Raw genomic sequence first — 26,930 nt, 5'->3', positions numbered from 1 at the left:
CAGGAGGAGTCCGGTGCACATCAGCAGAGTTGCGGAATACCCGCGACCGGACCATGTTCTGTTTCACTTCAGCGACACCCATCTGGTCGCCGACGGCCGGCTCTACGGAGCGGTCGACGCGCAGGAGCGCCTGCGCGCACTGCTCGCCCGGGCCGAGGCCAGCCGGATCACCCCGACCGCGATCGTGTTCACCGGGGACCTGACCGACCGGGGCGAGATCGCCGCATATCGCGACCTGCGCGCGTTGGTCGAGCCGCTCGCGCACCGACTCGGTGTGCCGGTCGTGTGGGTGCCCGGCAACCACGACGACCGCGCCACGCTGCGCGAACAGTTGCTCGACGAGGACGGCTCGGACGCACCGCTGGACCGGGTGTACCTGTTCGACGGGCTGCGCGTCGTCGTGCTCGACACGACCGTGCCGGGCCACCACTACGGCGAACTCACCACCGACCAATTGCATTGGCTGCGTTCGGTATTGGCCGAACCCGCGCCCTTCGGAACGATCCTGGCCATGCACCACCCCCCGGTTCCCTGCATCCAGGATCTCGCGGTGACCGTGGAACTGCGCGACCAGCGCCGCCTCGCCCAGGTGCTGGACGGCACCGACGTGCGCAGCATCCTGGCCGGCCATCTGCACTTCTCGACCACCGCGACGTTCGCCGGAATCCCGGTGTCCGTGGCATCTTCCGCGTGCTACAGCCAGGATCTGGCGGTGGCCGACGGCGGGCAGCGCGGCCGGGACGGGGCGCAGAGCTTCAACTACGTGCACGTCTATCCCGACACCGTGGTGCATTCGGTGGTTCCGCTCACGCAGGGACCGACCGTCGGACAGCCGGCCACCCCCGAGGAGGCCGCGCGGCGGCTGGCCGAGGAGGGGATCATCATTCCTCCGGCATCGCGTATTCCTGAGGTCCTCGACGCGTCGGCACCCGAATCGGACGGCGAATCGATCAGCTGATCCCCGGAGGGACCCTCCACAGGTGGTCGGACATCACGACCAGGCCGCCGGCCGGTCCGGGCCGCACGACGATTCCGGCGAAGTCACTCCACGGGGATGGCGAATCCTCTTATGCCGCTCCCGATTCGAGTGCCGCGAGCGAATCGTCGTCCGGAATCTCCTCCCACGGAGCCGGATCCGGGAAATACACCTCCAGGAATTCCGATACCGCGCGCACCCGTTCGGTCTCGGCGACCTCCGGGAAGCTGCCGTCGTTGAGACAGAAGAAGTCCGCGTTCCGGCTCCTCCTCAGCCCCTCGAGCAGCGCCAAACCGGCGTGGCGGGTGGTGTCGACGTACCGCATCGTGGCCGTCTCCTGCGGCACCGCACGCCCGGTGAGCAGGGCGTAGTAGTGGTAGAGCGAATTGGTGACCGAGATGTCGGTCGCCGCGCGGAACCGGCTGGCCCGGGTGCGCGCGAAGTCCTCGCCGAAGACCTGCTCCATCTCGTGTAATACGCTGCGCCGCAGGGGAACCGGGGTGTGCTCGAGATGCCGGGTGATGACCGGCCCGAAACGCCGCGTGAGCAGCTGCCGGTTCACCCGGGCGGCGTTCTCGAAACCGCTGCGGCGCTCGTTGTTTCCGCCCGGTCCGATCCGGGTGCCCGCCTCGATGAAGCGGCTGATCCCGGCCGGGGTGAAGAACATCGAGGGCCGCACCGGGCGCGCGAAGAACATGTCGTCGTTGGAGTACAGGAAGTGCTCGGACAGACCCTCGATGTGCTGGAGCTGACATTCGATGGCGTGCGAGTTGAACACCGGAAGCCCACTGGTGTCGGAGAAGTGGTCCACCGCGCGCACGACGGTCACCCGCGGATCGTCGGTGAGCCATTGCGGCAGTTCGGAGTCGGTGGCGATGAAGATGCGGCGAATCCAGGGCGCGTTCTTGTGCACCGAGCGCAGCGCATAGCGGAGCTCGTCGATCTGGCGGATGCGGGCGTCGGCCTCGTCTCCCTCCCCGACGACCACCTGCGCCATCATTCCCGCACGGCGAGCGCGGAATTCGGGATCGCTGCCATCGACCCAGGAGTAGACGATATCGATGTCGAAGCCGACATCGGTGGCATGCGGGGCGAACATGCCGTCCAGGGTCGGCCAGCTCGCGTCGTACAGCAGCACCGTCGTCGGGTTCACATCGGCGAGGTCGAAGACGTTGCGAGTCAGCGCGTTCGGACGGGGACATTCGACCGTGTCGCCGTGGTGGTCCCACAGCTCGATCTCGACATGATGGGCCGGATCGAGATCGCGCCCGAGCCGGAACACATTGTGACGCAGTTCGTTACACGTAAAACCGGCGACCATCGCCGCGCCCAGCACCCGGCGCAACGCGGTGCGATGGGCCGAGTCCACCGCCAGCACCAGCCGATGGGCCGAGTCCCGCACCAGCAGGTACGAGACGTCGTGCGCCGCGAACTCGGCTCGCAGATACCGCAGATCACCGACCACCGCGGCCGACACCGCCAGATTGCGCACACCGGCCGAGCCGGTCATGTCGACCGCACCGAATTCCACCATTACCATCTCCTGCCTCATTGTCCGGCCCGGACGGCCCGCCCCTGCGGACCCGCGGGCACCGGCACCCGTGAAAGACGAACACACACAACACCCTCCGCCACGACGACGGAGGGCTCGCAAACCCCGTGAGCGCGCTGGTAGAAGCTGCGTCAGCGCGCTAGTGAATACTTCGCTCGGTGAGACTGTTCGGGAAGGCAGCCCACAATCGAAGCCGTAAGGACCGGATTTCCATTCGTTCTCACCTCGCTCGGAGACGGGCGCGGTAGTGCGCCACAGTGGTTGTCGCAGATGTCGGCACCGGCGCTCGGCGAACCGAAGGGCAGTGTCGGCGGGATTCACCGGACAGACATCGGCCGGTCACTCGATAGACCTCATATGGACGAGGAACTGTTACGAATGATGCAGCCGGCGCTACCAGAAGTCAATCCGAAACCGCCCTGGTGGGGTGCAGTTTTCACGGCGGTAACGTCCGCGGAGCCGAAATTGTCGGGATCTCACCGACTTAGGGTAGCCTTACCATATGAAATTGACGATCCTGTTCGGAACGGAGATGGGTACCGCCGAGCGCGCCGCGGAGGCGATTGCGGAAGCGCTGGCATCGGATCACGAGGCAGCCGTGCGCGATATGTCCGACTTCGACGTGGACGACCTCGACCTCGACCGGCCCTGCCTCATCGTCTGCTCCACCTACGGCTCGGGCGAGCTGCCCACCGGCGCCGAACCGTTCTTCGCCCAGCTCGACGACCGCCTCCCCGACCTGACCGGACTGCGTTTCGCGGTCTTCGGCCTCGGCGACACGGTGTACGACGACACCTTCAATCGCGGCGGGGAGATCTGCGCGGAACGGCTGATCCGCCTGGGCGCCACCCAGTTCGGCGAACACGCCCGCCACGACGCGTCCACCACCACCCGCCCGCAGGACCAGGCCGCCGACTGGGCGCGGGACTTACCGATCGGCACGCTCACCCCGGCCTGATCCGCCGCGCACCGTGTCGAGGCTCCCCGCGGTCGCGCGCCCTACCGGGCACGCTCGGTATCACCGGCACCAGCGGACCGGACGATCATCCACGCCAACGGGTACGCTCGGCGAATCGGTCCGCCCGGCGTGGGTGCACGTGTCGTTACTCGGTGGAAAGTACATGCGACCCAGCAGGCATGCGGCGCAACGGCTTACACTGCTATCGTGGCGCAGCCCGCCGCATAGCCGACCGTGAGGTGAGCAAAGATGGCAGCCGGAGCCCGAGAGCGTCAAGAGTCCCAGACCGATCATCCCGAACTGGACGTTCTACCGGAGTGGCCGCAGGAGACGATCGCGGTACTGGTGACGACCGATCCGGCCCCGCACGCCATCCCCGTATCCTGGCCGGTGCGCGCCGGCGACAAGCGAATCCTGTTGAGCCTCAAGTCCGATCGCGGCTCGCTGGCACGGCTGCGGGCGCGGCGCGAGGTGGGGCTGCTGATTCTGGGCGCCGGAAACGTCGCCATCTGCGCGCGCGGGCGGGCCCACGTGCTGGCCGATCCGATGCCCGGCGCCGACGACTATGCGGCAGTGGACATCGACGTGGACGTGATCGACGATCATCACCAGTCGGCGTTCGCCATCACCGCGGGCATCCAGCGCGACGTGCTCGACGATTCCGAGCTGCGCTATCTGGAATCCCGCGTCGCGACGCTGCGCAAACTGGCCGAGACGGAGGCGCACTCGTGAGGGAGCGCAGCGAGCGAACAATGGGCACAGCAGCGCCCGCGATCGTGCCGGAGCCGAGCGCTAGGGAGGTGGGGGCATGATTGCCGCCTTCTCGATCACCCCGCTCGGCGTCGGCGAGGACGTCGGCCGCGCCGTCGCCGAGGCCGTGCGCGTCGTGCGCGCCAGCGGTTTGCCCAACGAGACCACCGCCATGTACACCACTGTCGAGGGTGAATGGGACGAGGTCATGGCCGTGATCAAGCGCGCCACCGACGCCGTCATGGCCGTCTCCCCCCGCTGCAGCCTGGTGATCAAGGCCGACGTCCGCCCGGGCATCACCGACGGCATGACCTCGAAGGTCGCCAGCGTCGAGCGGTATCTCGCCGAGGAGTAGGGCGGCGGATATCCTACCGCCGCCGAGGCACCGGCCGCCCCACCGGAGAGTGGCGCGTATCCCCCTCCGGCCTGGCCAGTTGCCGCTCCAGGGCGGTGAATGCCGCGATGACCTCCGGGGCCTCGAAGGCTCGGTTACGACGCCCGACCGAAAGCTGGCGGAGAATGCCGACCTCCGCGAGTCGTTCGATCGCCGCATTGACCGCCGGGTAGCTGCGGTCGCAACCTTTAATAAGGAGGGTTGCCGAATCGGCTTCGAGGCTCCCGCGCGCCAACGAGTCAGCCGCGATGGTTCAGCGGGGTAGCTCGGTGGCGGCCCACTCGCCGAGGGTGAAATGCGTTCCGGTGCGGCGGATTTCCACCGCGCCGGGGCCGGAGAAGTGGGCGGGGACGACCAATTCCCGTTCATCGGCGGCTCGTTCGAGGATGCGGTGACGGGACGCGGCGGCCTGATGGGGGTCCAGGCACAGGCAGCTGCTGTGCGAGGGGTGCAGGAGTTGCATGGGGGTGTGGACCAGGTCGCCGACGAAGACCGCGCGGTCGGGGCCGGAGGCCAGGCGCACCACGGCCGAGCCCGGGGTGTGGCCGGGGGCCGATTCGAGCGTGAGGTTGTCGTCGATGCGGTGGGTGCCGTCCCAGAGCGTCGACAGGCCGGCGCGGTGGATGGGGGCGATGCTGTCCTCGTAGAGGAGGCGATCGTCGGGGCGGCGGGCGTGGGCGTAGCCGCCGGCGGGGCCGTAGTAGGCGTCGTCGGCGGCCGGAATCAGATACTGCGCGTTGGGAAATGACGGGATCCACTCGCCGTCGGAGTCGCGGGTGTTCCAGCCGACGTGGTCGCCGTGGATGTGGGTGTTGACCACGATGTCCACGTCCTCGGAGCGAACCCCCGCCCGCTCCAGGCGTTCCAGAAAATCGCTCTGCCGTTGGTGGAACATCGCGCTGCTGGGCCGCTCGCGCCCGTTGCCGACGCCGGTGTCGATCAGGATGGTGCGGCCGCCGCTGCGCAGCACCCAGGTCTGCACGGCGCCCAGGGTCAGTTCGGTGCCCGGGTCCCAGTGCCCCGGCGCCAGCCACTCCGCATTGTCGCGCCAGGTCTGCGCGTCGATACCCGGCACCAGATCCGGGCCCGGCCGCAGCGGGCCCTGCAATTCGATCACCCGGAAGATCTCGACATCCCCCAGCACGATGCTCTTCGAACTCTCCATGTCCTCGAGCTTAAAAACGCGACTGTGCGCTGATCAATGCTTATTCGGCTCGCAGAAATACTGGATCGTCTCATGGATGAGTATCGGAGTTATCATCAACGCATGGACGTACTCAGCGATGCGATCGCCGCCATGCGCCTGGGGCAACCGTCGTCGAACCGGCTGCGGTCCCGCGGCGGCGGCTGGTGCACGCGCCTGGATCCGTACGACGGTGCGGGTTTCCACATCATGCTGCGGGGCAGCTGCTGGGTGCTGCCGGACGGCGGCGATCCGGTGCTGCTCGGCCCCGGCGACGCGGTGCTGCTGCCCCACGGGATCGGGCATGTGATCGCCGATTCTCCCGCCGATCCGGCCACCGCGGCGCGGGCGATCCCCTTCGAGCGCTGGCGTGAGGAGATCGTCGAAGTGGATTCGCGGACAGCCGGATTCGAGATCCTCTGCGGCAAGTACCGGCTCGACCGGCGCGGGCAGCATCCCCTCGTCGAGGAGCTGCCGGCGCTCATCCACCTGCCCGCCCGCATCGGCGAACACCCCGAGCTGCGCGCGGCCATCGATCTGCTCGGGCGCGAATTGGACCGGCGCGGCCCCGGGTCCTGCATCGCCGTGCCCGGCCTGCTCGATCTGCTCCTCATCTACATGCTCCGCGCGTGGATGGACGACCATCGGACCGGCGTATGGCCCGCGGCACTGAACGATCCGGTGACCGCCGCGGCCCTGCGCGCGCTGCACACCGACCCGTCGGCCGCCTGGACCACCGACCGGCTGGCCGCGGAGACCGCCGTCTCCCGCGCCACCCTGGCCCGCCGCTTCACCGCACTCGTCGGCCAGCCACCGATGGGCTATCTGACCTGGTGGCGCCTGACGCTGGCCGCGGCGTCGCTGCGCGACACCAGTGAACCCCTGGCCACGATCGCCGAACAGGTGGGATATGCCACGCCCTATGCCTTTTCGCACGCGTTCAAGAGGCAGTTCGGGACCACCCCCGGCCGCTATCGCGAAAAGTATTACGCCCCAACCGAATCGCCCACCTTCGGCGAGCCGACGAAGAACCTTATTCCGCGTTGAACGGAATTGTTGTCCGCCTCGCGGTGACAAGCGTCGAATACTCGAGGGCAGCGAGCACATCGTCCCGCTCGAGGTCGGGATAGTCAGCCAGGATTTCATCAATGCTCATCCCGGCGGCCAGCAGCTCGAGGAGCATCCCGACTGGATAACGCAACCCCTGCACGACTGGTTTGCCGTGGCAGATACCCGGGTCCGAATTGATCCGATGCAGTCGGGACATGCCGTTCACCGATGTCAGAAATCGGAGGTGTCCACCGTGATCCCGAACGGATCCGGTAGCACGATCGGAGTACCGAACAGATGCGGGCCGTCCTGCTCGGCGAACCCGAGGTCGTGCGGGTCCGAATATAGGGTCCAGCTCCGCTCCTGACGGTCCGCCAGCAGATAGAGCGGCGCGCCATACTGCGCATATCGCTCGCGCTTGACCTTACGGTCGGTATCACCGTTCGATTTCGAAGTTACTTCGACGATCAGCAACGTCTGATCGGGAAGGAGCGCACCACCGCCCTTGGCAAGCTCGCTCGGAACCACCGCCAAGTCGGGTACGTACCAATTGGACGACCGCGGCAAATCCAGATTGCCGGAACCCATCCGGCACCCCAGCTCCCGCACCCGCTGATACAGCTGGTTTCGAATCAGGTCTACGAGGTTCTCGTGATCCCACGTCGGTGACACCAGTACGAACCGCCCCTCCACGACCTCTGCCCGCTCATCCATGATCTGCACCGCGTATTTGAGCGCCGCTTCGGGATCCACGTCGTCATAAGCGAACGCATGCGCCATGACCGGCTCACCACCCTTTCCGTCCAACGGCGTGCTCAGATCCCCGCTCACAGCCAGTGTAGAGGGTCAGCGAGGCCAGTACGTGCACCAATCGGTGGCCGACAGAGGGAGGCGGGCGCCGCGCGCGGCCTCGGCGGCATCCTCGGCGGCGCGGATCTGCGCCGCGAAGCTCAGCGCGGCCTTGCGCAACCGCTCCTCGGCGCTGTCCTCGCCGCCCAGGTGAACCGTGCGCAAATCCGCCGGGATCAACTCGTCCGGCAGGCCCGCGCGGCGGCTGCGGGACAGGATCTTTTCCGCCAGGGCCAGGGCGGGCTGGGCCATGGCGATGCCGTCGAGGCAGGAGCGGCGGGCCTTCTCGCTGGTTTTGCGTTCCTCCCAGGCCTTTTCCTGGGCGGCGATCTTCTCCTGCAGGGTGGCGGCCCGGTCGATCGGCGCATCGCGCAGGTGGGGGCTGCGGTGGACGAGTTTGGCGACCAGGGCCGCGGCGACGTCGTCGACGGTGAATTCGCCCGCGGCCTCGGCAATGCGGGAGTGGAACAGCACCTGCAGCAGCAGGTCGCCGAGTTCCTCGCGGATGGTCTCGCTGTCCTCGTGCTGGATGGCATCCAGCAGCTCGTAGGTCTCCTCGAGCAGGTACGGGCGCAGCGAATCGTGGGTCTGGGTGACCTCCCAGCCGCCGAAATTCCACAGCCGGTCCATCACCTCGACGGCCTCGGAAAGGCTGCGCGCCATCCGGGCGGAATCCGCCTCGCTCACCGCTCCGACATCTCCGTCGCCACCCGCAGGTCCACCATCCCCTGCGGCTTACCGTCCAGCGCCAGCAGCAGATCCGCGATGAACTGCAGCAGCTGCACATCGCGCACGCGGGCCGCGCCCACGCTGTCCTCCACGCGCGGCAGCGGCAGCTGCACGATGCCGGTGGTCGGGCGGTAGGTCACCGCCGGGTACAAACGCTTGAGCCGCAACTGTTTCGAGTCCGGCAGCTGCATCGGGGACAGCTTCAGCGTGGTGCCGGTGACGCCGACCTCCGTGAGCCCGTATTCGCGGCACAGCAGCCGCAGCCGGGCGACGGACACCAGGCGCCCGACCTCCACCGGCAGCGGGCCGTACCGGTCGACCAGCTCCTCGACGACCTTCGCCAGCGCCGAATCATCCTGGGCGGCAGCGAGTTTGCGATAAGCCTCGAGGCGCAGCCGGTCGCTGCCGATGTAGTCGGGCGGGATGTGCGCATCCACCGGAAGGTCGATGCGAACCTCCTTGACCTCCTCCTCGGTGACGATCGGCTTCCCGTCGGCCGCGGCGCGATACGCCTCCACCGCCTCCCCGACCAGCCGCACGTACAGATCGAAGCCGACCCCGGCCACATGCCCGGACTGCTCGGCGCCCAGCACATTTCCCGCGCCGCGGATCTCGAGGTCCTTCATCGCCACGGCCATGCCCGCGCCGAGATCGGAGTTCTGCGAGATGGTCGCCAGCCGGTCGTAGGCGGTCTCGGTGAGCGGCTTCTCGGGCGGGTACAGGAAGTACGCGTACCCGCGCTCGCGGCTGCGCCCGACGCGCCCGCGCAGCTGATGCAGCTGCGACAGGCCGAGGGTGTCGGCGCGTTCCACGAGCAGCGTGTTGGCATTGGAGATGTCCAGGCCGGTCTCGATGATGGTCGTGCACATCAGCACGTCGAACTCGCGCTCCCAGAAGCCCTGCACGGTCCGCTCGAGGGTGTCCTCGTTCATCTGGCCGTGCGCGATCGCCACCCGCGCCTCGGGCACCAGATCGCGAATCCGCTTGGCCGCCTTGTCGATCGAGGACACCCGGTTGTGCACGTAGAACACCTGGCCGTCGCGCAGCAGCTCGCGGCGGATGGCCGCGGCGACCTGCTTGTCGTTGTAGGCGCCGACGTAGGTAAGGATCGGATGGCGCTCCTCGGGCGGGGTGAGGATGGTGGACATCTCGCGGATGCCCGCCAGGCTCATTTCCAGGGTGCGCGGAATCGGCGTGGCCGACATGGTCAGCATGTCGACATGGGTGCGCAGCGCCTTGATGTGCTCCTTGTGCTCGACGCCGAACCGCTGCTCCTCGTCGATGACGACCAGGCCCAGATCCTTCCACCGCACGCCGGTCTGCAGCAGGCGGTGCGTGCCGACGACGATGTCGACCTCGCCGGTTGTCATGCCCTCCAGCACTTCCCGGGATTCGGCCGGATCGGTGAAGCGCGACAGGCCCTTGACCGTCACGGGGAATCCGGCGACGCGCTCGGCGAAGGTCTGCAGATGCTGTTGCGCCAGCAGGGTTGTCGGCACCAGCACCGCGACCTGCTTGCCGTCCTGCACCGCCTTGAACGCCGCGCGCACCGCGATCTCGGTCTTGCCGTAGCCGACGTCGCCGCAGATCACCCGGTCCATCGGGACCGCCTTCTCCATGTCCGCCTTGACCTCGGCTATGGCGGTGAGCTGATCGTGGGTCTCGGTGAACGCGAACGCGTCCTCCATCTCCTGCTGCCACGGGCTGTCGGCGCCGAAGGCGTGCCCCGGCGCGGCCTGGCGCGCGGCATACAGCTGCACCAGCTCGGTGGCGATCTCGCGAACGGCCTTGCGCGCCTTGCGTTTCGTATTCGTCCAGTCCGAACCGCCGAGCTTGGACAGGCTCGGCATCTCCCCGCCGACGTAGCGCGAGAGCTGATCCAGCGAATCCATCGGCACGAACAGCCGATCGCCGGGCTGGCCGCGCTTGCCGGGCGCGTACTCGATGACCAGGTATTCACGCCGAGCCCCGCCGACGGTGCGCTCGATCATCTCCACGAAGCGGCCGATGCCGTGCTGATCGTGCACGACCATGTCGCCGGAGCTCAGCGCCAGCGGATCGACCTGGTTGCGGCGGCGCGCGGGCAGCTTCTTGCCCTCGCCGGGCGCGGTGACCCGGTTGCCGGTCAGATCCGATTCGGCGATGACTACCAGTTTGGCGTCGTCGAACACGATGCCGTCGTGCAGCGACCCGCACAGCACCCCGACCAGCCCGCGCACCGGCTCCGCGCCGGGCTCCAGCGTGGCCGCGGGCACCTCGGCCTCACCGAGGCGCTCCAGAAAGCGTTGCGCCGTACCGTGTCCCGCGACGACGATCACCGCGCGCCCGCCCGTGGTCACGTGCGCCCGCAGCGAGGCGAACACCGTCGCGACCAACTCCTGCGAGCCGCGCGCGGCAGGCGCGGACATGACCGGCAGCACCACCTCGGCCGGATCTCCCGACGACAGCGGACTCAGTGTCCACCACGGCATCTCGCGCTCGTCGGCGTTGGCGTGCACGACATCCAGCCCGCGATACGCCGAGGCCGCCAGATCCAGCCCGTGCGCGCCGAGCGGGGCCGCGCCGCCGAACGACGCCGCCGTCCACGACGCCTCCAGGAATTCCTGTCCGGTCCGGACGAGGTCCGCGGCGCGGGTACGGATCTTCTCCGGATCGCACAGCAGCACATGGGTGCCCGCGGGCAGCACCTCGGTCAGCAGTTGCAGGCCCTGCGGGCGCAGCACCGGCAGCAACGCCTCCATACCCTCGACCGGAATGCCCTCGGCCAGCTTGTCCAGCATCTCGACCAGCGCGGCGTCGGCCGGATTCTCCGCGGCCACCTTGGCCGCGTGCATGCGCAGCTCCTGAGTCAGCAGCAGCTCCCGGCACGGTTGCGCCACAACCACATCCACCGCGACCTCGGACAGCGAGCGCTGATCGGCGACGGAGAACGGCCGCAGCTCGCTGATCTCATCGCCCCAGAACTCCACGCGGACGGGATGATCCGCGGTGGGCGGGAAGATGTCGAGAATGCCACCGCGCACCGCGAACTCGCCGCGCTTACCGACCATGTCGACGCGCTCGTAGGCGAATTCGACCAGGCGCTCGGCCAATTCGTCGAAATCGAATTCCGCGCCGATGCGCAGCACCACCGGCTCGATATCGCCCAGGCCCGAGGCCATCGGCTGCATCAGCGACCGGACCGTGGTGACCACGATGCGCAGCGGGGTGGAGTACGCGTCGTCGGGATGCGCCAGGCGCCGCAGCACCTGCAGCCGGCGCCCCACCGTGTCCGCGCTCGGCGAGAGCCGCTCGTGCGGCAGCGTCTCCCAGGAGGGGAACAGGGCCACTCCGTCGCCGACGATCTCGGCCAGCTCCACCGTCAGATCGTCGGCCTCACGCCCCGTCGCCGTCACCACCACCAGCGGCCGCTGCCCGGCCATCGCCGCGGCCACGAACGGCCGCACCGCCGAGGGCGCCACCAACTGCACGGGCGTGCGGCCGATCAGCCTCTCGACCTGGGCGAGCGCCGCATCGGCGCCGGCCACCGCGGCCAGTCCCGCAAGAGGTGGACGTTGGGTGGACATGAACAGACTCCTGGCGCAGCTAAGCGGTTAGGGCGGCGAAACGAGTCTAGTCACCGCCACCGACAGGAGTTCCACCCGCGGTCTAGGGCACGTAGCGACGGAGCCTGCGGGCCGCGAACTCCCGGAAATAGGCCACCTTCTCCTCGGGCACGATCGAGGGCAGCAGGAAGTACCAGACGCGTTCCATGCGCACGGCCATTTGATCGATGGACTCGGTGCCGACGGCGGTGATGTGCACGCCCGCGGTCATCTCCTGCAGCAGCAGGCCGATGGTCTCCGGGTCCAGATCCGGCTTCAGGTCGCCCTGCGCGATGGCGCGCTCGGACAGTACGCGGTGCGTCTCGCCCCAGGTCTTGGCGATGTTGTCGCCGGTGGCGCCGCGGTAGTCGCCGATCTGATGGGTGAGCTTCAGCATGGCGCCGACCATCGGGTCGTTCATCGTGAGATCGGCGACCACATAGGTGATTCCGATGCACGCCTCGAGCGCGGGCACGCGCGGATCGAAGAATCCCTGGCAGGCACTGACCAGTCGCTCGTTACCCTGATCGACCACGGCGCGCGCCAGCTCCTCCTTGGAGCCGAAGTGGAAATACAGGGCGCCCTTGGTAACGTTCGACTGCGCGATGATCTCGCTCAGGCTCGCGTTCGCGTAGCCCAGGCGCAGAAAGACATCGGCCGCGCCCGCGAGGACGGAATCGCGCGTAATCTCCGCGCGCGCTTGCCTAGCCATCAGATCCGCCTGTCCTCAAACCAGCCATCCCGAAGTAGACCGACATCCCGAAGTTGACCGACATCACAGCTCGAACAGCACTTGAAGGATGGGTGAACCGTACCACCCGACCGGCGCCCGCCAGTGGAATCGAGCATTCAGACCAGCCTCCGTCGCTAATTTTGGGTTAACTGTCCAGTTCCTGCCCCATTGCACCCTGCCTCCGCGCGGCGCTCCGGTCGGGCCACTCCGACGCCAGCTGCGGATCGGCCTCGAGATGGGTCAGGCCGTTCCAGCAGAGGTTGACCAGATGCGCCGCGACCACCTCCTTGGAGGGCTGGCGTTCGTCCAGCCACCAGGTGGCCGCCGTGGCGACCATGCCGACCAGCCCCTGCGCGTAGAGCGTGGCCAGGCTGGTGTCGAAGCCGCGCCGCTCGAAATCGCCGGCGAGGATGTGCGCGACCTGATTCACCGCCTCGTTCAGCAGGCTCGAGTAGGTGCCCTCGGCCGCGGCGGCGGGCTGGTCTCGCATGAGGATGCGGAAGCCGTCGGTACGTTCCTCGATGTAGGTCAGCAACGCCAGCGCCACCTGCTCGAGCCGCACCCGGGAGCGGTTGCGGGTGAGCGAGGAGGTGATCATGTCCAGCAGCGAGGACATCTCGCGGTCCACCACCACCGCGTAGAGCCCCTCCTTGCCGCCGAAATGTTCGTAGACAACGGGTTTGGACACCTGCGCGCGCTGCGCGATCTCCTCGATCGAGGTGGCGTCGTAGCCGCGCTCGGCGAACAGCGCCCGCCCGATCTCGATGAGCTGCTGGCGCCGCTGTGTCCCGGTCATGCGCGGGCGCCCCGACCGGCCGTGCTCACCGGTGGTCATCGCAACACCTCCCATGCGCATCCATCAGATCTGCTCCGACAACTCTTGCAGACGAAGTTGTTCGCTGTTCCAGGTACCCTGTATCCGCGCTGTACGCCTTCACAACTCGCCGACTTTCTCGGCGCAGGCGATCCGGCGACGATGTGCCAGCGAGAGCACTGATTTCGTAAGCCCATGGGCAACTCACCGGGGACGGGCCCACCCCGACCGGGCCGTCAACCACCGGCCCGACGAGCAAGGCTCGCGGCCTGCATCGGCAGGCTGAATTCTCGGGGAGGCGGGACTGACTAGCCCTATCGGGCTCTCGCATGCGAGGATCTATCCCGCATGCCGTGGCGCAGCGGTGGGTTCGACGATCCGCCGGTGTGACAATCCGCCGTAGTGTAATGGCAGCACCACTGATTTTGGTTCAGTTAGTCCAGGTTCGAGTCCTGGCGGCGGAGCGCGGGACGCGGTGACTATGGTTGGTCCCCGTCCGGGGCGAGCAGGCCCGAACAGTGTACGTACGACGATGAAGCCCGACGACGCCAGCCGAGGGAGATCCATGCCACAGCAGACCGCCGTCGTCGTTCTCGCGGCCGGGGCAGGCACCCGGATGCGGTCCAAGACGCCCAAGGTCCTGCATTCGCTGGCCGGCCGCAGCATGCTCGCGCATGCCCTGCACGCCGCACACGAGATCGACCCCTCCTACCTGATCCCCGTCATCGGCCACGACCGCGAACAGGTCGGCGCCGCGGTGAATGCCGTTGCGGCGGAACTGAATCGACAGATCACCCCGGCCATCCAGGAACAGCAGCTGGGCACCGGGCACGCGGTGCAGTGCGCCCTGGAATCCCTGCCGGAGGACTTCACCGGCGATCTGCTGGTCACCTCCGCCGACGTGCCGCTGCTGGACGGGCACACCCTCTCGGCGCTGCTGGCGGATCACCGCAGCTATTCCGAGCGCTCCGCGGTCACCGTGCTGACCTTCGTGCCCGACGACGCCAACGGTTACGGCCGCATCGTGCGCGACGCGCAGGGGCGCGTGCGGGAGATCGTCGAGCACGCCGACGCCACCCCCGAGCAGGCCGCGATCACCGAGGTCAACTCGGGCGTCTACGTCTTCGACGTGACCGTGCTGCGCACGATGGTCTCCCGGCTCACCACGGCCAATGCCCAGCACGAGCTGTACCTGACCGACGTGCTCAAGCTCGCCCGCGAGGCCGGGCATCCGGTGCACGGCGCACGCCTGATCGATTCGGCCAAGGTGACCGGGGTCAACGACCGGGTGCAGATGGCCGCGGCCGCGCGCACCATGAACCGGTACATCGTCGAGCGGCACATGCGGGCCGGGGTGGGCGTCATCGACCCCGCCACCACCTGGATCGACGTCGGGGTGCGGATCGGGCGCGACGCGGTGCTGCGGCCCGGCGTCCAACTGCTGGGCAACACGGTGATCGGCGAGGATGCCGAGGTCGGGCCCGACAGCACGCTCACCGATGTGGTGGTCGGCGACGGCGCGCGGGTGGTGCGCACCCACGGCGAGGGCGCGACCATCGGTCCCCATTCGGCCATCGGCCCCTTTGCGTATCTGCGGCCGGGCACCGTCGTCGGGGTTTCCGGCAAGCTCGGCGCATTCGTCGAGACCAAGAACGCCTCCATCGGCGCGCATTCGAAGGTGCCGCACCTGACCTACGTCGGCGACGCGACGATCGGCGAGTACAGCAACATCGGCGCGTCCAGCGTGTTCGTCAATTACGACGGCGTGCACAAGCACCACACGACCATCGGCTCACACGTCCGCACCGGCAGCGACACCATGTTCATCGCGCCGATCACGGTGGGTGACGGAGCCTATTCAGGGGCGGGTACTGTGCTGCGTAGAAGCGTTCCGCCGGGTGCCCTGGCCGTGTCGGGCGGGGCGCAGCGCAATATCGAGGGCTGGGTGCAGCGGAACCGTCCCGGAACTGCTGCAGCGCAGGCCGCGGCCGAGGCAATCGCGGCCGCCGACAGGGCGAGTCAGGCAATCGAGCAAAAGGATGGCAACACAGAGTGACCGCGTTCTCGACCGACAACCAGAAGAACCTGATGCTGTTCTCGGGGCGCGCTCACCCCGAGTTGGCCGAGCAGGTCGCGAAGGAACTCGACGTCTCCATTACCCCGCAAACCGCGCGCGACTTTGCCAACGGCGAGATCTTCGTCCGGTTCGAAGAGTCGGTGCGCGGCTCGGATGCCTTTGTGCTGCAGAGCTTTCCGGCTCCGCTGAACGAATGGCTGATGGAGCATCTCATCATGATCGACGCGCTCAAGCGCGGGTCGGCCAAGCGAATCACCTCGGTGCTGCCGTTCTATCCCTACGCCCGCCAGGACAAGAAGCACCGCGGCCGTGAGCCCATCTCCGCCCGCCTGGTCGCCGATCTGCTCAAGACCGCCGGCGCGGACCGCATCATCACCGTCGATCTGCACACCGACCAGATCCAGGGCTTCTTCGACGGCCCTGTCGATCACATGCACGCGCTGATCCAGCTGTCGGAGTACGTGCGCACGCACTACAGCACCGAGAACGTCACCGTCGTCTCGCCCGACGCGGGCCGGGTCAAGGTCGCCGAGAAGTGGGCCGATTCGCTCAGCGGCGCCCCGGTGGCGTTCATCCACAAGACCCGCGACCCGCTGGTGCCCAACCAGGTCAAGTCGCACCGCCCCGTCGGTGACGTCGAGGGCCGCACCTGCATCCTGATCGACGACATGATCGACACCGGCGGCACCATCGCCGAGGCCGTGCGCGTGCTGCGCGAGGCCGGGGCGGGCGATGTCGTCATCGCCGCCACCCACGGCGTGCTGTCGCACCCGGCCGCCGAGCGGCTGTCCTCCTGCGGCGCCAAGGAGGTCATCGTCACCAACACGCTGCCTATCACCGAGGACAAGAAGTTCCCCTCGCTGACGGTGCTCTCGATTGCTCCGCTGCTGGCCCGCACCATCCGTGAGGTCTTCGAGAACGGGTCCGTCACCGGCCTGTTCAACGGCAACGCCTGAGAACCGGGCCGTGCCCGCGGTGTGATCGCACACCGCGGCACGACTCGCATCGACACCGCGCACCCATTCTCTTCGTGCACGTTCGGCTGTAGCGTTGGGGCTAATTACCGACGTTGCGCTCTTGCGGAGAGGCGGTGAAACATGACCCCGGAGCAGGAACAGGATCCGCTGATCGACGAGGTCCTCGAGATGGACGAGGCCGAGCCGGACCTGGACTACGACCTGGGCGACGACGAGCAGGCCGACGAGGTCCGCGAGTACGAGCGCTATATCGCCGACCCTCCGGGAAATCTGGTCATCGGTTACCACCAGGACGACGGCCGCCAGGGCATCACCGCCGATCTCGAACAGTCGTGGACCAAGCGCCGCCGCCGGGACGAGCAGCGCGCCGAGGACGACCGTCCGGCCGAGCTCGCAGCCATGGAAGTCGTCGACGAGCCGCGCGACTGACCCCGCTCACCGCCCCTGCGACCGCCCGACTCACCGGCCCACCGACCCCGAGGGCCCGTCGCCGCGCGCGAACGCCGCTGTCGTGGTAACCAGTACGTTGCACGGGAACATCGACAGCGAAGGGGGACGTGTCATGGGACCCGAGTTCTCCGACGATCCCGGCAGTTGGAAGTATCCGGGAGCCCGGCAGGGTCCGGACGAACAGCCGACTCCCGGTCCGCACCCCCCGCATCCGCCCGAGGACGAGACGTCCGGCAGCTGGAAACGTCTCGGCCCCGACCCGGTTCCGTGCCGGTGCCCGCCGGTCGAGCCCGAGGCGCCCGCCACCCGAAAGCCGTTCTCGGTGTTCTCGGTGGTCGGCTTCGTCTGCGCCGCGATCACCCTCGTCTCGTGCATCTGGCCGTTGGGCCTGATCGGTCTGGTGCTGGGTGCGATCGGTCATCGCCGCGGCGAACGCCTGGGCAAGTGGGCCGCGCTGGCCTCGGTGGCGGCCACGGTCGTCGGCCTGGTCGTCATCTTCTGGGTCGCGCCGTCGCTGCACCTGCACCGGCACCACCGTTAGGTGTCACAGCACCGCGCTAGGGTTCTGCTTATGAGTGGATTCATGGGATTCCCGCTCGCGGGGCTGGATTTCTACGAGGACCTCGAGGCGGACAATTCCAAGGCGTTCTGGACCGCGCACAAGCAGGTCTACGACTCCGCGGTGCGCGAGCCGATGGCCGCGCTGATTGCCGAGCTGGAGCCCGATTTCGGCCCGGCCAAGCTCTTCCGGCCGTACCGGGACGTGCGATTTTCCAAGGACAAGGTGCCCTACAAGGACCATCAGGGCGCGGTGGTGCACGCCGCGCCCGGGGCCGGGTGGTACGTGCAGATCGGCGCGGCCGGGCTGTTCGTCGCCGCCGGAATCTACGCCGCCACACCCGATCAGCTCGCGCGGCTACGCACCACGATCGCAGACGAGGTGCGCGGGCACGAGTTGGAGCGGATCCTCGCGAAGGTCACGTCCGCCGGGTACACCGTCGGCGGCGACAAGCTCAAAACCCGCCCCAAGGGCTATCCGGCCGACCACCCGCGCATCGATCTGCTCCGGCACAAATCCCTGGTGGTGAGCCGGGAGTTCGGCGCGCCGGATTGGCTGCCAACTCCGCGCGCGGCCAAGGAGATTCGCAAGTCCTGGGAGACCATGCGCCCGGTCATGGAGTGGATCGCCGCCGTCACGAGCGGTATCCGCGACTGACATCCCGGCGCGGTCGGCATTCGGCGCCGCGTGACGCCGGAGCTCGCCGCACGCTACGTCGCGTTCGGGCGGCAACCACCAGGCGGGCGAAACGGCTTACGGGCGTGGATGGTTGACGCTCAGCCCCGCATGGGCAACGGGACCGGCTCCGGGGCGACGAGGTCGACCGATTCGTCGGCCCATTCCGAACCCGGCCGCACCGCGCCCGCGGCGATCAGTGCCCGTGCCGCCCGGATGTCCTTCGGGCGCCCGACCGCGACCGCGCCGACGAGCGCACCGTCGGTCAGCGCCAACGCGGTGAAGTTCCGCGCCTCGATCGAGCCCCGGACGACGAGTTCGTCGTGCGGATGCGGCCATCCGGCGAATTGCAGGCTGAGCCCGTACTGACTGGACCAGCCCCACGGCACGTCGATGCCGGTGATCGGCTGTCCCAGCATCGCTTTCGCGGCGGCGGCGCCCTGGGCCTGGGCACTGTTCCAGTGTTCGCTGCGCTCGTGCCGGTCGCGATGCGGGGTGAACACATTCGCGCAATCGCCGGCGGCGAAGACTCCCGGGGCCGAGGTCCGGAACTGCTCGTCGACGATAATGCCGTTGTCCACAGCGATTCCGGCCGTGCGGGCCAGGGCGGTGTCGGGGGAGGCGCCGATCGCGACCAGCGCGGAGCAGGCGTGCCAGGTGCGCCCGTCGGCGACCGTCGCGACGACACCCTCGCTGTCGATCTGCTCGAGTCCCGCCAGGCGCACATCGTTGTCGATCAGCACGTCGTGTTCGGCGTGCAAGTCCCGCACCAGGTCCGAGATCTGCGGTGGCACAATGCGATCCAGCGGCGCGGAGCCGGCGTGCAGAACGCGCACGGACGCGCCGAGCCCGCGCGCGGTGGCCGCGACCTCGAGTCCGACCAGGCCCGCGCCGACGATGAGCAGCGGTCCGGACGCGATCGCAGCCCGCAGCGGTTCGACGTCGGCGACGCCGCGCAGCGTGCGGACCCGCATCGGCTGATGGTGATGGTGTTCCAGCCGCCGCGCCTGCGCGCCGGTCGCCAGCAGCAGGCTGTCGTAGTCGAGCGCCTCGCTGCTGCTCAGCCAGACGCGGCGGCGGTCGGTATCGATGTCGGCGACCGTGGTCGCCAGCCGCAGATCGATATCACGTTCGGCCCAGGACCCTTCGGATTCCAGCAGGCTGCGGGCGGCGGCGTCGGGGTTCGCGAGCAGATCCTTCGACACCATCGGACGCCGGTAGGGTCCGTGGTGCTCGGCGCCCACGAGCACGATCCGGCCGGTGTACCCCGCGGCGCGCAGGGTCTTGGCCGCGGTGGCACCGGCGACGCCGGCGCCCGCGATAACGATCCGTCTACTCATGCCCGGCTGACCTCGACCATTTCGAAATCGGACTTGGCCGCACCACAATCCGGGCAGGACCAGTCGTCGGGGATGTCGTCCCAGCGGGTGCCGGGCGCGATGCCGTCCTCGGGCCAGCCCAGCGCCTCGTCGTACTCGAAACCGCATTGCAGGCAACGGAACAGCTTGTAGTCGATGCTCATCGGGGAGTCCTTTCCTCAGGTGGTGGCGGCTTCGAAGTCGAGCTTTTCCCGGACTCCGCAATCGGGGCAGCACCAGTCGTCGGGTACCGCGGACCACGGGGTGCCGGCCGGGAATCCCTCGCGGGGCGCGCCGGATTTTTCGTCGTAGAGGTAGTCGCAGACCGGGCAGCGATAGGCGGACATCAGCACGCTCCGTACTTCGCCAGCACGCGGTCCCGCTTGCGGGGCTGGATGTTCACCCGGGTGATGTCGCCGTCGTAGTGGTCCAGCACCCGGTGGTCCATCACCCGGCGCCACAGCGGCGGGAAGTACGCAAGCGTGATCATGCTGGCGTAACCGCTGGGCAGGTTCGGCGCGCCGTCCATGCTGCGCAGCGTCTGATACCGGCGCGTGGGGTTGGCGTGATGGTCGCTGTGCCGCTGCAGGTGGTACAGGAAGATGTTGGTCACGATGTGATCGGAGTTCCAGCTGTGCACCGGGGTGCAGCGCTCGTACCGGCCGCTCGCGGTCCGCTGCCGCAGCAGCCCGTAGTGCTCGAGGTAGTTCACCGTCTCCAGCAGCGTGAAGCCATAGATGGCCTGCCCGATCAGATACGGCAGCGCCATCGGTCCGAAGATCACGACCAGCACGCCCCACAGCACCACGGTCATCAGCCAGGCGTTGAGGATGTCGTTGTGAATCGTCCACGGGCTCTTGCCCATTCGATGTAGGCGAGCCTTTTCCAGCTCCCACGAGGAGGACAGGCTGCCCCAGACGCTGCGGGGCAGGAACGTCCAGAACGTCTCGCCGAAACGGGCGCTGGCCGGATCCTCGGGCGTCGCCACCCGCACGTGATGGCCGCGGTTGTGCTCGATGTAGAAGTGGCCGTAGGCGGTCTGCGCCAGCGTGATCTTCGAGAGCCAGCGCTCCAGCTCGTCCTTCTTGTGGCCGAGTTCGTGGGCGGTGTTGATACCGATGCCGCCCATGGCGCCCACGCTGAACATCAGCCCGATCTTGGAGACCAGGCCCAGGCCACCGTGGATGCCCAGCCAGGACAGGTCCGAGGCCGTCCACAGGTAGCAGGCGAAGCCGAGGCCGACCAGCTGGAACGGAATGTAGGCGTAGGTGCAGTACCGGTAGTACTTGTCGTTCTCCAGCTGCTTCATCACCTCCTCCGGCGGGTTGTGGCCGTCGGGGCCGAAGAACAGATCCAGCAGCGGCAGCGCCACGTAGACCAGGAGGGGGCCGACCCACCACCAGACCGGCGCCACGAGGTTCCAGCCCAGCTCATTGAACGCCCAGACCAGCGCGGTCGCGATGAACAGCGCGGTCGGCGCCACCAGCCCGAGCAGCCACAGGTATCGCTTTCGATCGCGCCACGGCCGGGGCTCGGCCTCCGAGCGCTCCGATTCCCCGATTCGAGATGTCGTCATGTCAGACTCCGTTTACACTTTCAGCGAATGTGTATCCAGTGAATACAACTCAGGTAGAGTTGTCAATAACAGAGTCACATCTACCGCTGACGTAGGATGGCCCCCATGGCTGAAGCGCCGAACTTTCAGACCGAGATGCGTCTGCTGCTGCGTGAACGGGCCCTGGACGCGGCCCGTGACGTGGTCTGTACCGAGGGGTGGGGTGCGGTGAACATGTCCCGCATCGCCAAGGACGTCGGGATCAGCCGACCGGTGCTGTACAAGGAGATCGGCACCCGGCAGGCGCTCGCGGACGCGCTCATCGAGCGTGAGCTCGGCACCTTCCTGAGCGGAATCGTGGCCACGGTGGCCGAACATCCGGACGACCCCGTCACCGGTATGGCCCGCGCCGCGGAGTACACCCTGCGCACCGGCGCGGACAACACCCTGCTCAAGGCGGTGCTGTCGGGCCGTCACAGCGGCGATACGACACTGCTGCCCGCCTTGGTCACCGAGCCCGAACCCGTGCTCGGCCGGGCGGTCACGGCGCTCACCGCCGCCTTGCGGGCCCAGTACGAGGTGCCCGCCATGTCCGATGAGGACCTGGAAACGATGGTCGAGATCCTGGTGCGGCTGACGCTGAGTCACCTGTTCCAGCCGGTCGGCCCGATCGATCGCGCCACCGATCAGATCGAGTTGGTGATCAGCCGCGTGTTCACCGGCCTGCGGTCCCCCCTCGGCGCACCGTGACAGCGCAGAGCCGGCGCCGCCCCCCGGCGGGCGCCGCCGGCTCTGCGGCAACGAACGTCAGCGACGTTCGGCGAGTATCAACGCGAATCGGTGCTGCGGATCGGTCCACACCTGTTCGGCCCGGAATCCGGTCGCGTCGAGCTCGGCGGTGAGCCCGTCGACGCGGAACTTGGCGGAGATCTCCGTGCGCATCTGCTCACCGCGGGCGAATTCGACGGTCAGATCCAGATCGGCCACCGTAACGGTCATGTCCCGGGTGGCCTCGAGGCGCATCTCGATCCATTCGTTCCGCGCATCCCACAGCGCGATGTGCGCGAACGCGTCCGGATCGAAATCGGCATGCAGCCGGGAGTTCAACACGTGCAACACATTCCGGTTGAACTCGGCGGTGACACCGGCAGCATCGTCGTAGGCGGGGACGAGTACCGCCGGATCGATGACGAGCCCGGCGCCCAGCAGCAACTGCTCCCTCGGCTCCAGCACCTGCGCGACGCTCGAGAGGAATTCGGCGCGCTCGGCGGGCACCAGATTGCCGATGGTGCCGCCGAGGAAGGCGATCATGCGCCTGCCACCGCCCGGCAGATTGTGCAGGGTGTCGGTGAAGTCGCTGACCACGCCGTGCACCGCCAGGCCCGGGAACTCGGCGGTGATCTGCTCGGCGGCGCCGCGCAACGCCGACTCGGAGACATCCTGCGGCACATAGGTTTTCAATGGCCCCTCAGCGCTCAGGGCCGAGAGCAGCAGGCGGGTCTTGGCCGCGGAGCCCGCGCCGAGCTCCACCAGCACCTCGGCCTGCGCGGTACGGGCGATCTCGCCGACCACCCGCTCGAGCAGGGCGCGCTCGGTGCGCGTCGGGTAGTACTCGGGCAGTTCGGTGATCGCCTCGAACAACTCGCTGCCGCGCGCGTCGTAGAACCACTTGGGCGGCATCGTCTTCGGGCTCGAGGTCAGCCCGCGCAGGGCATCGGCGCGCAGTGCCATGGCCAGGTCGTGGTCGGTCAGATGGATGTCCACCATCGGTGCGGTCATGCCAGTGCCCTTTCGGATTCTTCGGAGTCGAGCGTGACGATCGAGAACCGGCCCGGCCGCAGCGTCACCAGCCGCCGGTCCGGAATGTGCTGCCAGCGCGGATCGTCGTCGTAGGGTTCGGAGGTCACCACCGCGAACTCGTCGGTCACCAGGACGGACAGTGCGTGGTGAATGGTGGTGGCCCAGAGCGTTTCGCCGTCACCCAACAGCAGGTTCAGGCGCGATCGGGGTGAACGGGCGAGGACTGCGCGGATAACTCGTGGCAGCACCTGCGCGGGATCATTCGCCGCCGGGTTCGCGGGGCGCCGACCAACGGCGGATTGCACCGAACCCGGTCCGGTCGCGACAGCAGTCGTTGCGGCCCCCTCCGCAGACCGACCATCCGGATGCGCACCATTGGCAGCGTTTTTCTCTGTCGGTACGAGACTTTCGCTGTGCGGGAAGGATTCCGCACCGTCGGCCTCACCAGCGCGGGCTCCGGTTGTGGTATCAGCAGTTTCCAGCAGTCCGCGCACGATTACCCAGAGCGCGGCTGAGTCCGTGTGGGATTCGGCCTCGAGCAGCGGGGGCGAGCCGAATTCGGTGGCGATCTCGCTGAGCGCAGGTTGCCAGTCCGGAATCCGGCCGTTGTGACTGAATGCCCAGCGGCCGTGGGTGAACGGGGCGTTGGCATTGCGTTCGACGGGCGCACCGACGGTGGCCGAGCGCACCGCGGCCAGCACCGCCGTCGAACGCAGCTGCGGCAGCACCTCATCCACCGCGGGGTCGGTCCACATCGGCGCGGGGTTGCGATATCTGCTGACGCCACCGTCCCGCAGCCACCAGGCGACGCCGAACCCGTCGGCATTGATGGTGCCGCCGCCGCGCATGTCCTGCGGCTCCCACGCCTGGTTGCGCAGGGAATGCGTGCCGCGCGTGAGGATCTCGCCGACCGGCGCGGCAGGCCCGAGATAGCCCAGGTGGCGGCACATCAGCACTCGTCCGATCGCAGGTCTCGGGCCAGCCGGAAGCCGGAGAAGATCTGGCGGCGAATCGGATGGTCCCAGTTGCGGAAGGTGCCGCGGCAGGCCACCTGATCGGCGCCGAAGCTCCCGCCGCGCAGCACCCGGTAGTCGCCGCCGAAGAACACCTCGGAATATTCGCGGTACGGGAACGCCTCGAATCCCGGATACGGTTCGAAGCCCGAGGCGGTCCACTCCCAGACATCGCCGATCAGCTGGTGCACGCCCGCCGGCGAGGCCCCGGCCGGATAGGCGCCGACATCGGCTGGTTCCAGGTGCCGCTGCCCGAGATTGGCCGTGGCGTCGCCGGGATCGGCGTCGCCCCAGGGATAGCGGCGCGAGCGCCCGGTCGCCGCATCGAAGCGCGCGGCCTTCTCCCATTCGGCCTCGGTCGGCAGCCGCTTGCCCGCCCAGTTCGCGTACGCCTCGGCCTCGAACCAGCACACGTGCACCACCGGCTGCCGCGGGCGCAGCCGGGTCATCGTGCCGAAAACCCTTCGCCACCAGGCACCCCCGCCGTCCTGCTCCCAGAACTGCGGTGCGGACAGGTCCGCGGACCGCCGATGCGCCCAGCCGCGCTCGGACCACAATTCCGGACGGTGGTATCCGCCGTCGTCGATGAACTCCAGATACTGCGCGTTGGTGATCGGCGCCGCGTCGATCGCGAAGCCGGGCAACCGGACCGGGTGCGCGGGCCGCTCGTTGTCCAGGGCCCACGGGTCCGTCGAGGTGCCCATGACGAATTCGCCTGCCGGGATGACGATTTCACCCGACACCGGCACGGCCGCCATGGGCGCGGGCGGCGCCGCCAGCACCGCCGGTCCCGTACGCAGCTGGTGCGTGGCCAGCATCGTCTCGTCGTGCTGCTGCTCGTGCTGGGCGATCATCCCGAAGGCGAAGCCGCCCGCGATCAGCCGGCCGCCCCGTAAATCGCTGTCCGCCAGCACATCCCAGACCTTCTCGCGCACCGTGGCGGTGTAGGCGCGGGCCTCGGTGGGCGCGAGCAGCGGCAGGGCGGGCCGATCCGCCCGCGGATGCTGGAAGGCGTCGTAGAGCCGATCGATGTCCTCGCGCACCGGTTCCCGGCCGCCGACATCGCGGACCAGCCACAATTCCTCCTGATTCCCGATATGCGCCAGATCCCACACCAGCGGGCTCATCAGGCGCGAATGCTGGGCCACCAGTTCGGCCTCGTCGAGGCACTCGGTGAGTGTCGCGGTCCGATCGCGCGCCCGGACGAGCACCTGCGCGATGCGCTCGCGCAGGCGCTCGGTCTCGGCATGGTCGGTACCGGGTAGATGAACGGTCATGGGAGAACTCCAATGTGGTTCGCGCCGAAGATGATCGGCGCTTCGATACGGCTGACACGGGTCGAGGCCACCGGCCCACAGCGCGGCGGGCGGGTACACCGGCGCGACCGAGCAGTCTCGAGGCGCCGCGGCAGCTGGATGCCGCCGCCCGTGCGGCACACGGCACAGCCGCGACACCACACAGAGGCAGCGAACGGGGCGGGCGCCCTCGGCCCGCCCGTGAGCCGGAGCACGGCGGGACTCCGGTCCGGGTGTCGAGGACAATCCGGCACATCGCGATATGCGCTGTGCCGCATTACCTTTCCGCCTCCGAATCCGTGAGGCGCAGCGCCTCACCGGTGGGTGGTCGGCCGTCGCGACATCGTTGTGCCGCGGCGACGAGTTGCCTTTCGGCGCCCGGATCCGAGGCGTGCGCCGCGGCCAGGCTCAGCAGGTCCACCGCGGCCGAGCGAATATCGGCGCCGGACAGGCCGTAGTGCGCCGCCTCCAGCCAGCAGCCGGCCACCGGGGCGGCCAGCGCGGTCGCCTCGGCGACGACCGTGGGCGCGGACATCAGTGCATCGATCGCGTGGATCGGCACCGTCCACCCGCCGCCGGGCTGCGCGTCGAGGTAGCGCACCTCGAGATGGCCCGCGGCCCGCACCGGTGGAAACATCGTGGTCAGGTGATAGTCGAGGTCGGCGGCGTCGGGACGGCGGCCGATCTCGTCGTCCAGGGCGCCGCACAGCCAGTCGGCGAAGGTGGCCTCGGGCGGCGCCGCCCAGTCGGCCTCACCCGCGGGTCTGCGCACGCACAACAGCGGCACGTCGAGCACCCAGCGGGCGTACGCGGTGACCGGATCCGACCAGTCCAGCGCCGGGGGCCTGGTCCGGGCGTGATCCAGTCGCAACCAGGCCCGCATGCGCTGCGAGGCCCACGCACCGGCGGGGGCGTCGTGCAGATCCGGGGAGCAGGCGAAGGCCGCCAACAGGGCGGGACCGATGGTATTGAGGGCGGTCCAGCGCGCGGCCACCTCCGCGGGATCGGCGCCGGCATCGACGCTGACCTGGGTGGCCGCGGTATTGCACATCATGAGCTTGCCGAACGGGCCGATGGCGGCGAAGGAACGCTCCATCGCGCGGTATCGCGGCAGCTGCAGGACCCGCCGGGCCGGGCGAACGCCATCGGCGGCGGCGGAGAGGATCCGAATGGAACGGGATTCGAGGAGTCGTTCGAGATGGTGGGCATCGGCCCGGAGGCGCTCGCACAGTTCGGCGGCGGACTCGAACGGGGCGCTGGAGAGTTCGACCTGCCCGCCGGGTTCCACGGTGACGCGGCTGCCCCCGGGCAGTGGTAGAGCTGGGGAGTCTGGCGAAATAGACGGCGGTGCATAGGACCCCAGCGCATCCGCGAGCACCGTCAGCTCCGGACGCGAGGCGGGCGCCGACGGTTCACCGGATGCGGTGAGCCACTCGAGTTCGGCGCCGATGAGTCTGGGCGGGCCCTGTTTGAAGCACACCCCGCCGATATAGGCCTCGGCCGCGGCCCGTGAGCTGAATTCGGTACCCGCGCCGAGAAGGGCGCGAAACGCCGTGACTGCCATGACAACCTCCGCTCCGCCGCACCGTCGTATCGACC

At 68.5% G+C, this 26,930-nt stretch carries 27 protein-coding genes and 1 tRNA gene; 12 read left to right on the top strand and 16 right to left on the bottom strand.

All coding sequences use genetic code 11. From position 1 onward, the window contains the following. Positions 1-13 precede the first annotated feature (13 nt). Positions 14-958 (top strand): metallophosphoesterase, encoded by a 945-nt coding sequence (locus KO481_RS38945; RefSeq protein WP_215923571.1) that lies wholly within the window; start codon positions 14-16, stop codon positions 956-958. Positions 959-1,067: 109 nt separating this feature from the next. Here the strand turns inward: KO481_RS38945 and KO481_RS38940 are convergent, their stop codons facing one another. Beyond that, on the bottom strand, positions 1,068-2,516 hold the full coding sequence (locus tag KO481_RS38940) for a stealth family protein (protein ID WP_215923570.1): 1,449 nt from the start codon (positions 2,514-2,516) through the stop codon (positions 1,068-1,070). A 514-nt stretch (positions 2,517-3,030) separates the two neighbouring features. Here KO481_RS38940 and KO481_RS38935 point away from each other — a divergent pair. The 3 genes from KO481_RS38935 to KO481_RS38925 all read left to right on the top strand — a co-directional run bounded on the left by KO481_RS38935 (position 3,031) and on the right by KO481_RS38925 (position 4,591). Continuing rightward, positions 3,031-3,486 carry a flavodoxin domain-containing protein gene (locus KO481_RS38935; protein WP_215923569.1) on the top strand — a complete coding sequence of 152 codons (456 nt, stop codon included), beginning with the start codon at positions 3,031-3,033 and terminating at the stop codon, positions 3,484-3,486. A gap of 249 nt (positions 3,487-3,735) precedes the next feature. Continuing rightward, positions 3,736-4,218: a hypothetical protein gene (locus KO481_RS38930; RefSeq protein WP_215923568.1), complete on the top strand. Its 483-nt coding sequence runs from the start codon at positions 3,736-3,738 to the stop codon at positions 4,216-4,218. 76 nt (positions 4,219-4,294) lie between these two features. Beyond that, entirely contained in the window at positions 4,295-4,591 is a 297-nt protein-coding gene (locus KO481_RS38925) for an MTH1187 family thiamine-binding protein (RefSeq protein WP_215923567.1), read from the top strand. A 292-nt stretch (positions 4,592-4,883) separates the two neighbouring features. Here KO481_RS38925 and KO481_RS38920 read toward each other — a convergent pair whose 3' ends face one another. Continuing rightward, positions 4,884-5,795, bottom strand: a complete 912-nt coding sequence (locus KO481_RS38920) for an MBL fold metallo-hydrolase (RefSeq protein WP_215923566.1) — start codon at positions 5,793-5,795, stop codon at positions 4,884-4,886. 102 nt (positions 5,796-5,897) lie between these two features. Here KO481_RS38920 and KO481_RS38915 point away from each other — a divergent pair, with 102 nt between their 5' ends. After that, on the top strand, positions 5,898-6,860 hold the full coding sequence (locus tag KO481_RS38915) for an AraC family transcriptional regulator (protein ID WP_215923565.1): 963 nt from the start codon (positions 5,898-5,900) through the stop codon (positions 6,858-6,860). Here KO481_RS38915 and KO481_RS38910 read toward each other — a convergent pair. The 6 genes from KO481_RS38910 to KO481_RS38885 form a co-directional block, all read right to left on the bottom strand. Continuing rightward, positions 6,847-7,080, bottom strand: a complete 234-nt coding sequence (locus tag KO481_RS38910; protein ID WP_215923564.1) for a DUF433 domain-containing protein — start codon at positions 7,078-7,080, stop codon at positions 6,847-6,849. The genes KO481_RS38915 and KO481_RS38910 overlap by 14 nt on opposite strands. A gap of 14 nt (positions 7,081-7,094) precedes the next feature. After that, on the bottom strand, positions 7,095-7,694 hold the full coding sequence (locus KO481_RS38905; RefSeq protein WP_215923563.1) for a Uma2 family endonuclease: 600 nt from the start codon (positions 7,692-7,694) through the stop codon (positions 7,095-7,097). A gap of 15 nt (positions 7,695-7,709) precedes the next feature. Further along, a complete protein-coding gene (locus KO481_RS38900) occupies positions 7,710-8,375 on the bottom strand; it encodes a nucleoside triphosphate pyrophosphohydrolase (RefSeq protein ID WP_215923636.1) in 666 nt (221 codons plus the stop codon). 20 nt (positions 8,376-8,395) lie between these two features. Then, positions 8,396-12,007, bottom strand: coding sequence for a transcription-repair coupling factor (gene mfd / locus KO481_RS38895; protein ID WP_215923562.1), 3,612 nt, complete (start codon positions 12,005-12,007; stop codon positions 8,396-8,398). 82 nt (positions 12,008-12,089) lie between these two features. Continuing rightward, positions 12,090-12,737, bottom strand: coding sequence for a TetR family transcriptional regulator (locus KO481_RS38890; protein ID WP_215923561.1), 648 nt, complete (start codon positions 12,735-12,737; stop codon positions 12,090-12,092). A 166-nt stretch (positions 12,738-12,903) separates the two neighbouring features. Then, complete coding sequence (locus KO481_RS38885; RefSeq protein ID WP_215923635.1) at positions 12,904-13,554, bottom strand: TetR/AcrR family transcriptional regulator; 651 nt, start codon at positions 13,552-13,554, stop codon at positions 12,904-12,906. A 411-nt stretch (positions 13,555-13,965) separates the two neighbouring features. On the opposite strand from KO481_RS38885, the gene KO481_RS38880 reads away from it, so the two are divergent. From KO481_RS38880 to KO481_RS38855, 6 genes are all read left to right on the top strand, one after another. Next, positions 13,966-14,036 (top strand) — tRNA-Gln (locus tag KO481_RS38880). A 101-nt stretch (positions 14,037-14,137) separates the two neighbouring features. After that, positions 14,138-15,628: a bifunctional UDP-N-acetylglucosamine diphosphorylase/glucosamine-1-phosphate N-acetyltransferase GlmU gene (gene glmU / locus KO481_RS38875; RefSeq protein ID WP_215923560.1), complete on the top strand. Its 1,491-nt coding sequence runs from the start codon at positions 14,138-14,140 to the stop codon at positions 15,626-15,628. Beyond that, positions 15,625-16,605, top strand: coding sequence for a ribose-phosphate diphosphokinase (locus KO481_RS38870; RefSeq protein WP_215923559.1), 981 nt, complete (start codon positions 15,625-15,627; stop codon positions 16,603-16,605). The genes glmU and KO481_RS38870 overlap by 4 nt, the downstream gene beginning before the upstream one ends. A 141-nt stretch (positions 16,606-16,746) precedes the next feature. After that, a complete protein-coding gene (locus tag KO481_RS38865; protein WP_245402152.1) occupies positions 16,747-17,055 on the top strand; it encodes a hypothetical protein in 309 nt (102 codons plus the stop codon). Between the two features lie 133 nt (positions 17,056-17,188). Continuing rightward, positions 17,189-17,617: a hypothetical protein gene (locus KO481_RS38860; protein ID WP_215923558.1), complete on the top strand. Its 429-nt coding sequence runs from the start codon at positions 17,189-17,191 to the stop codon at positions 17,615-17,617. A gap of 30 nt (positions 17,618-17,647) precedes the next feature. Next, positions 17,648-18,292 carry a DUF2461 domain-containing protein gene (locus KO481_RS38855; protein WP_215923557.1) on the top strand — a complete coding sequence of 215 codons (645 nt, stop codon included), beginning with the start codon at positions 17,648-17,650 and terminating at the stop codon, positions 18,290-18,292. A 119-nt stretch (positions 18,293-18,411) separates the two neighbouring features. On the opposite strand, the gene KO481_RS38850 is transcribed toward KO481_RS38855, so the two are convergent. Genes KO481_RS38850 through KO481_RS38835 form a run of 4 tightly spaced genes read right to left on the bottom strand, consistent with a single transcriptional unit; the run spans position 18,412 to position 21,244 of the window. Continuing rightward, positions 18,412-19,650, bottom strand: coding sequence for an NAD(P)/FAD-dependent oxidoreductase (locus tag KO481_RS38850; RefSeq protein ID WP_215923556.1), 1,239 nt, complete (start codon positions 19,648-19,650; stop codon positions 18,412-18,414). Further along, the gene (locus tag KO481_RS38845) at positions 19,647-19,832 is read right to left on the bottom strand and encodes a rubredoxin (protein WP_215923555.1); all 186 of its coding nucleotides are present in this window, start codon (positions 19,830-19,832) and stop codon (positions 19,647-19,649) included. The genes KO481_RS38850 and KO481_RS38845 overlap by 4 nt, the downstream gene beginning before the upstream one ends. Before the next feature lie 15 nt (positions 19,833-19,847). Continuing rightward, entirely contained in the window at positions 19,848-20,015 is a 168-nt protein-coding gene (locus KO481_RS38840; RefSeq protein ID WP_215923554.1) for a rubredoxin, read from the bottom strand. Then, a complete protein-coding gene (locus KO481_RS38835; RefSeq protein WP_215923553.1) occupies positions 20,015-21,244 on the bottom strand; it encodes an alkane 1-monooxygenase in 1,230 nt (409 codons plus the stop codon). Before KO481_RS38835 ends, KO481_RS38840 begins: the two co-directional genes overlap by 1 nt. Before the next feature lie 105 nt (positions 21,245-21,349). On the opposite strand from KO481_RS38835, the gene KO481_RS38830 reads away from it, so the two are divergent. Further along, positions 21,350-21,973, top strand: coding sequence for a TetR/AcrR family transcriptional regulator (locus KO481_RS38830; protein ID WP_215923552.1), 624 nt, complete (start codon positions 21,350-21,352; stop codon positions 21,971-21,973). A 57-nt stretch (positions 21,974-22,030) separates the two neighbouring features. Here the strand turns inward: KO481_RS38830 and egtD are convergent, their stop codons facing one another. The 4 genes from egtD to egtA all read right to left on the bottom strand — a co-directional run bounded on the left by egtD (position 22,031) and on the right by egtA (position 26,895). Next, positions 22,031-23,002 carry an L-histidine N(alpha)-methyltransferase gene (egtD, locus tag KO481_RS38825; RefSeq protein ID WP_215923551.1) on the bottom strand — a complete coding sequence of 324 codons (972 nt, stop codon included), beginning with the start codon at positions 23,000-23,002 and terminating at the stop codon, positions 22,031-22,033. Further along, on the bottom strand, positions 22,999-23,973 hold the full coding sequence (locus tag KO481_RS43725; protein WP_245402151.1) for a class II glutamine amidotransferase: 975 nt from the start codon (positions 23,971-23,973) through the stop codon (positions 22,999-23,001). The genes egtD and KO481_RS43725 overlap by 4 nt, the downstream gene beginning before the upstream one ends. Continuing rightward, complete coding sequence (gene egtB / locus KO481_RS38815; RefSeq protein WP_215923550.1) at positions 23,973-25,313, bottom strand: ergothioneine biosynthesis protein EgtB; 1,341 nt, start codon at positions 25,311-25,313, stop codon at positions 23,973-23,975. Before egtB ends, KO481_RS43725 begins: the two co-directional genes overlap by 1 nt. Before the next feature lie 295 nt (positions 25,314-25,608). Further along, positions 25,609-26,895 carry an ergothioneine biosynthesis glutamate--cysteine ligase EgtA gene (gene egtA / locus KO481_RS38810; protein ID WP_215923549.1) on the bottom strand — a complete coding sequence of 429 codons (1,287 nt, stop codon included), beginning with the start codon at positions 26,893-26,895 and terminating at the stop codon, positions 25,609-25,611. Between the last annotated feature and the right edge of the window lie 35 nt (positions 26,896-26,930).

The organism is Nocardia albiluteola, from assembly GCF_018860155.1.
GTDB classification, from domain to species: Bacteria; Actinomycetota; Actinomycetes; order Mycobacteriales; family Mycobacteriaceae; genus Nocardia; species Nocardia albiluteola.
The sequence above is the reverse complement of the archived record's forward strand: the minus strand, read 5'-3'. Positions and strand labels throughout refer to the sequence as shown.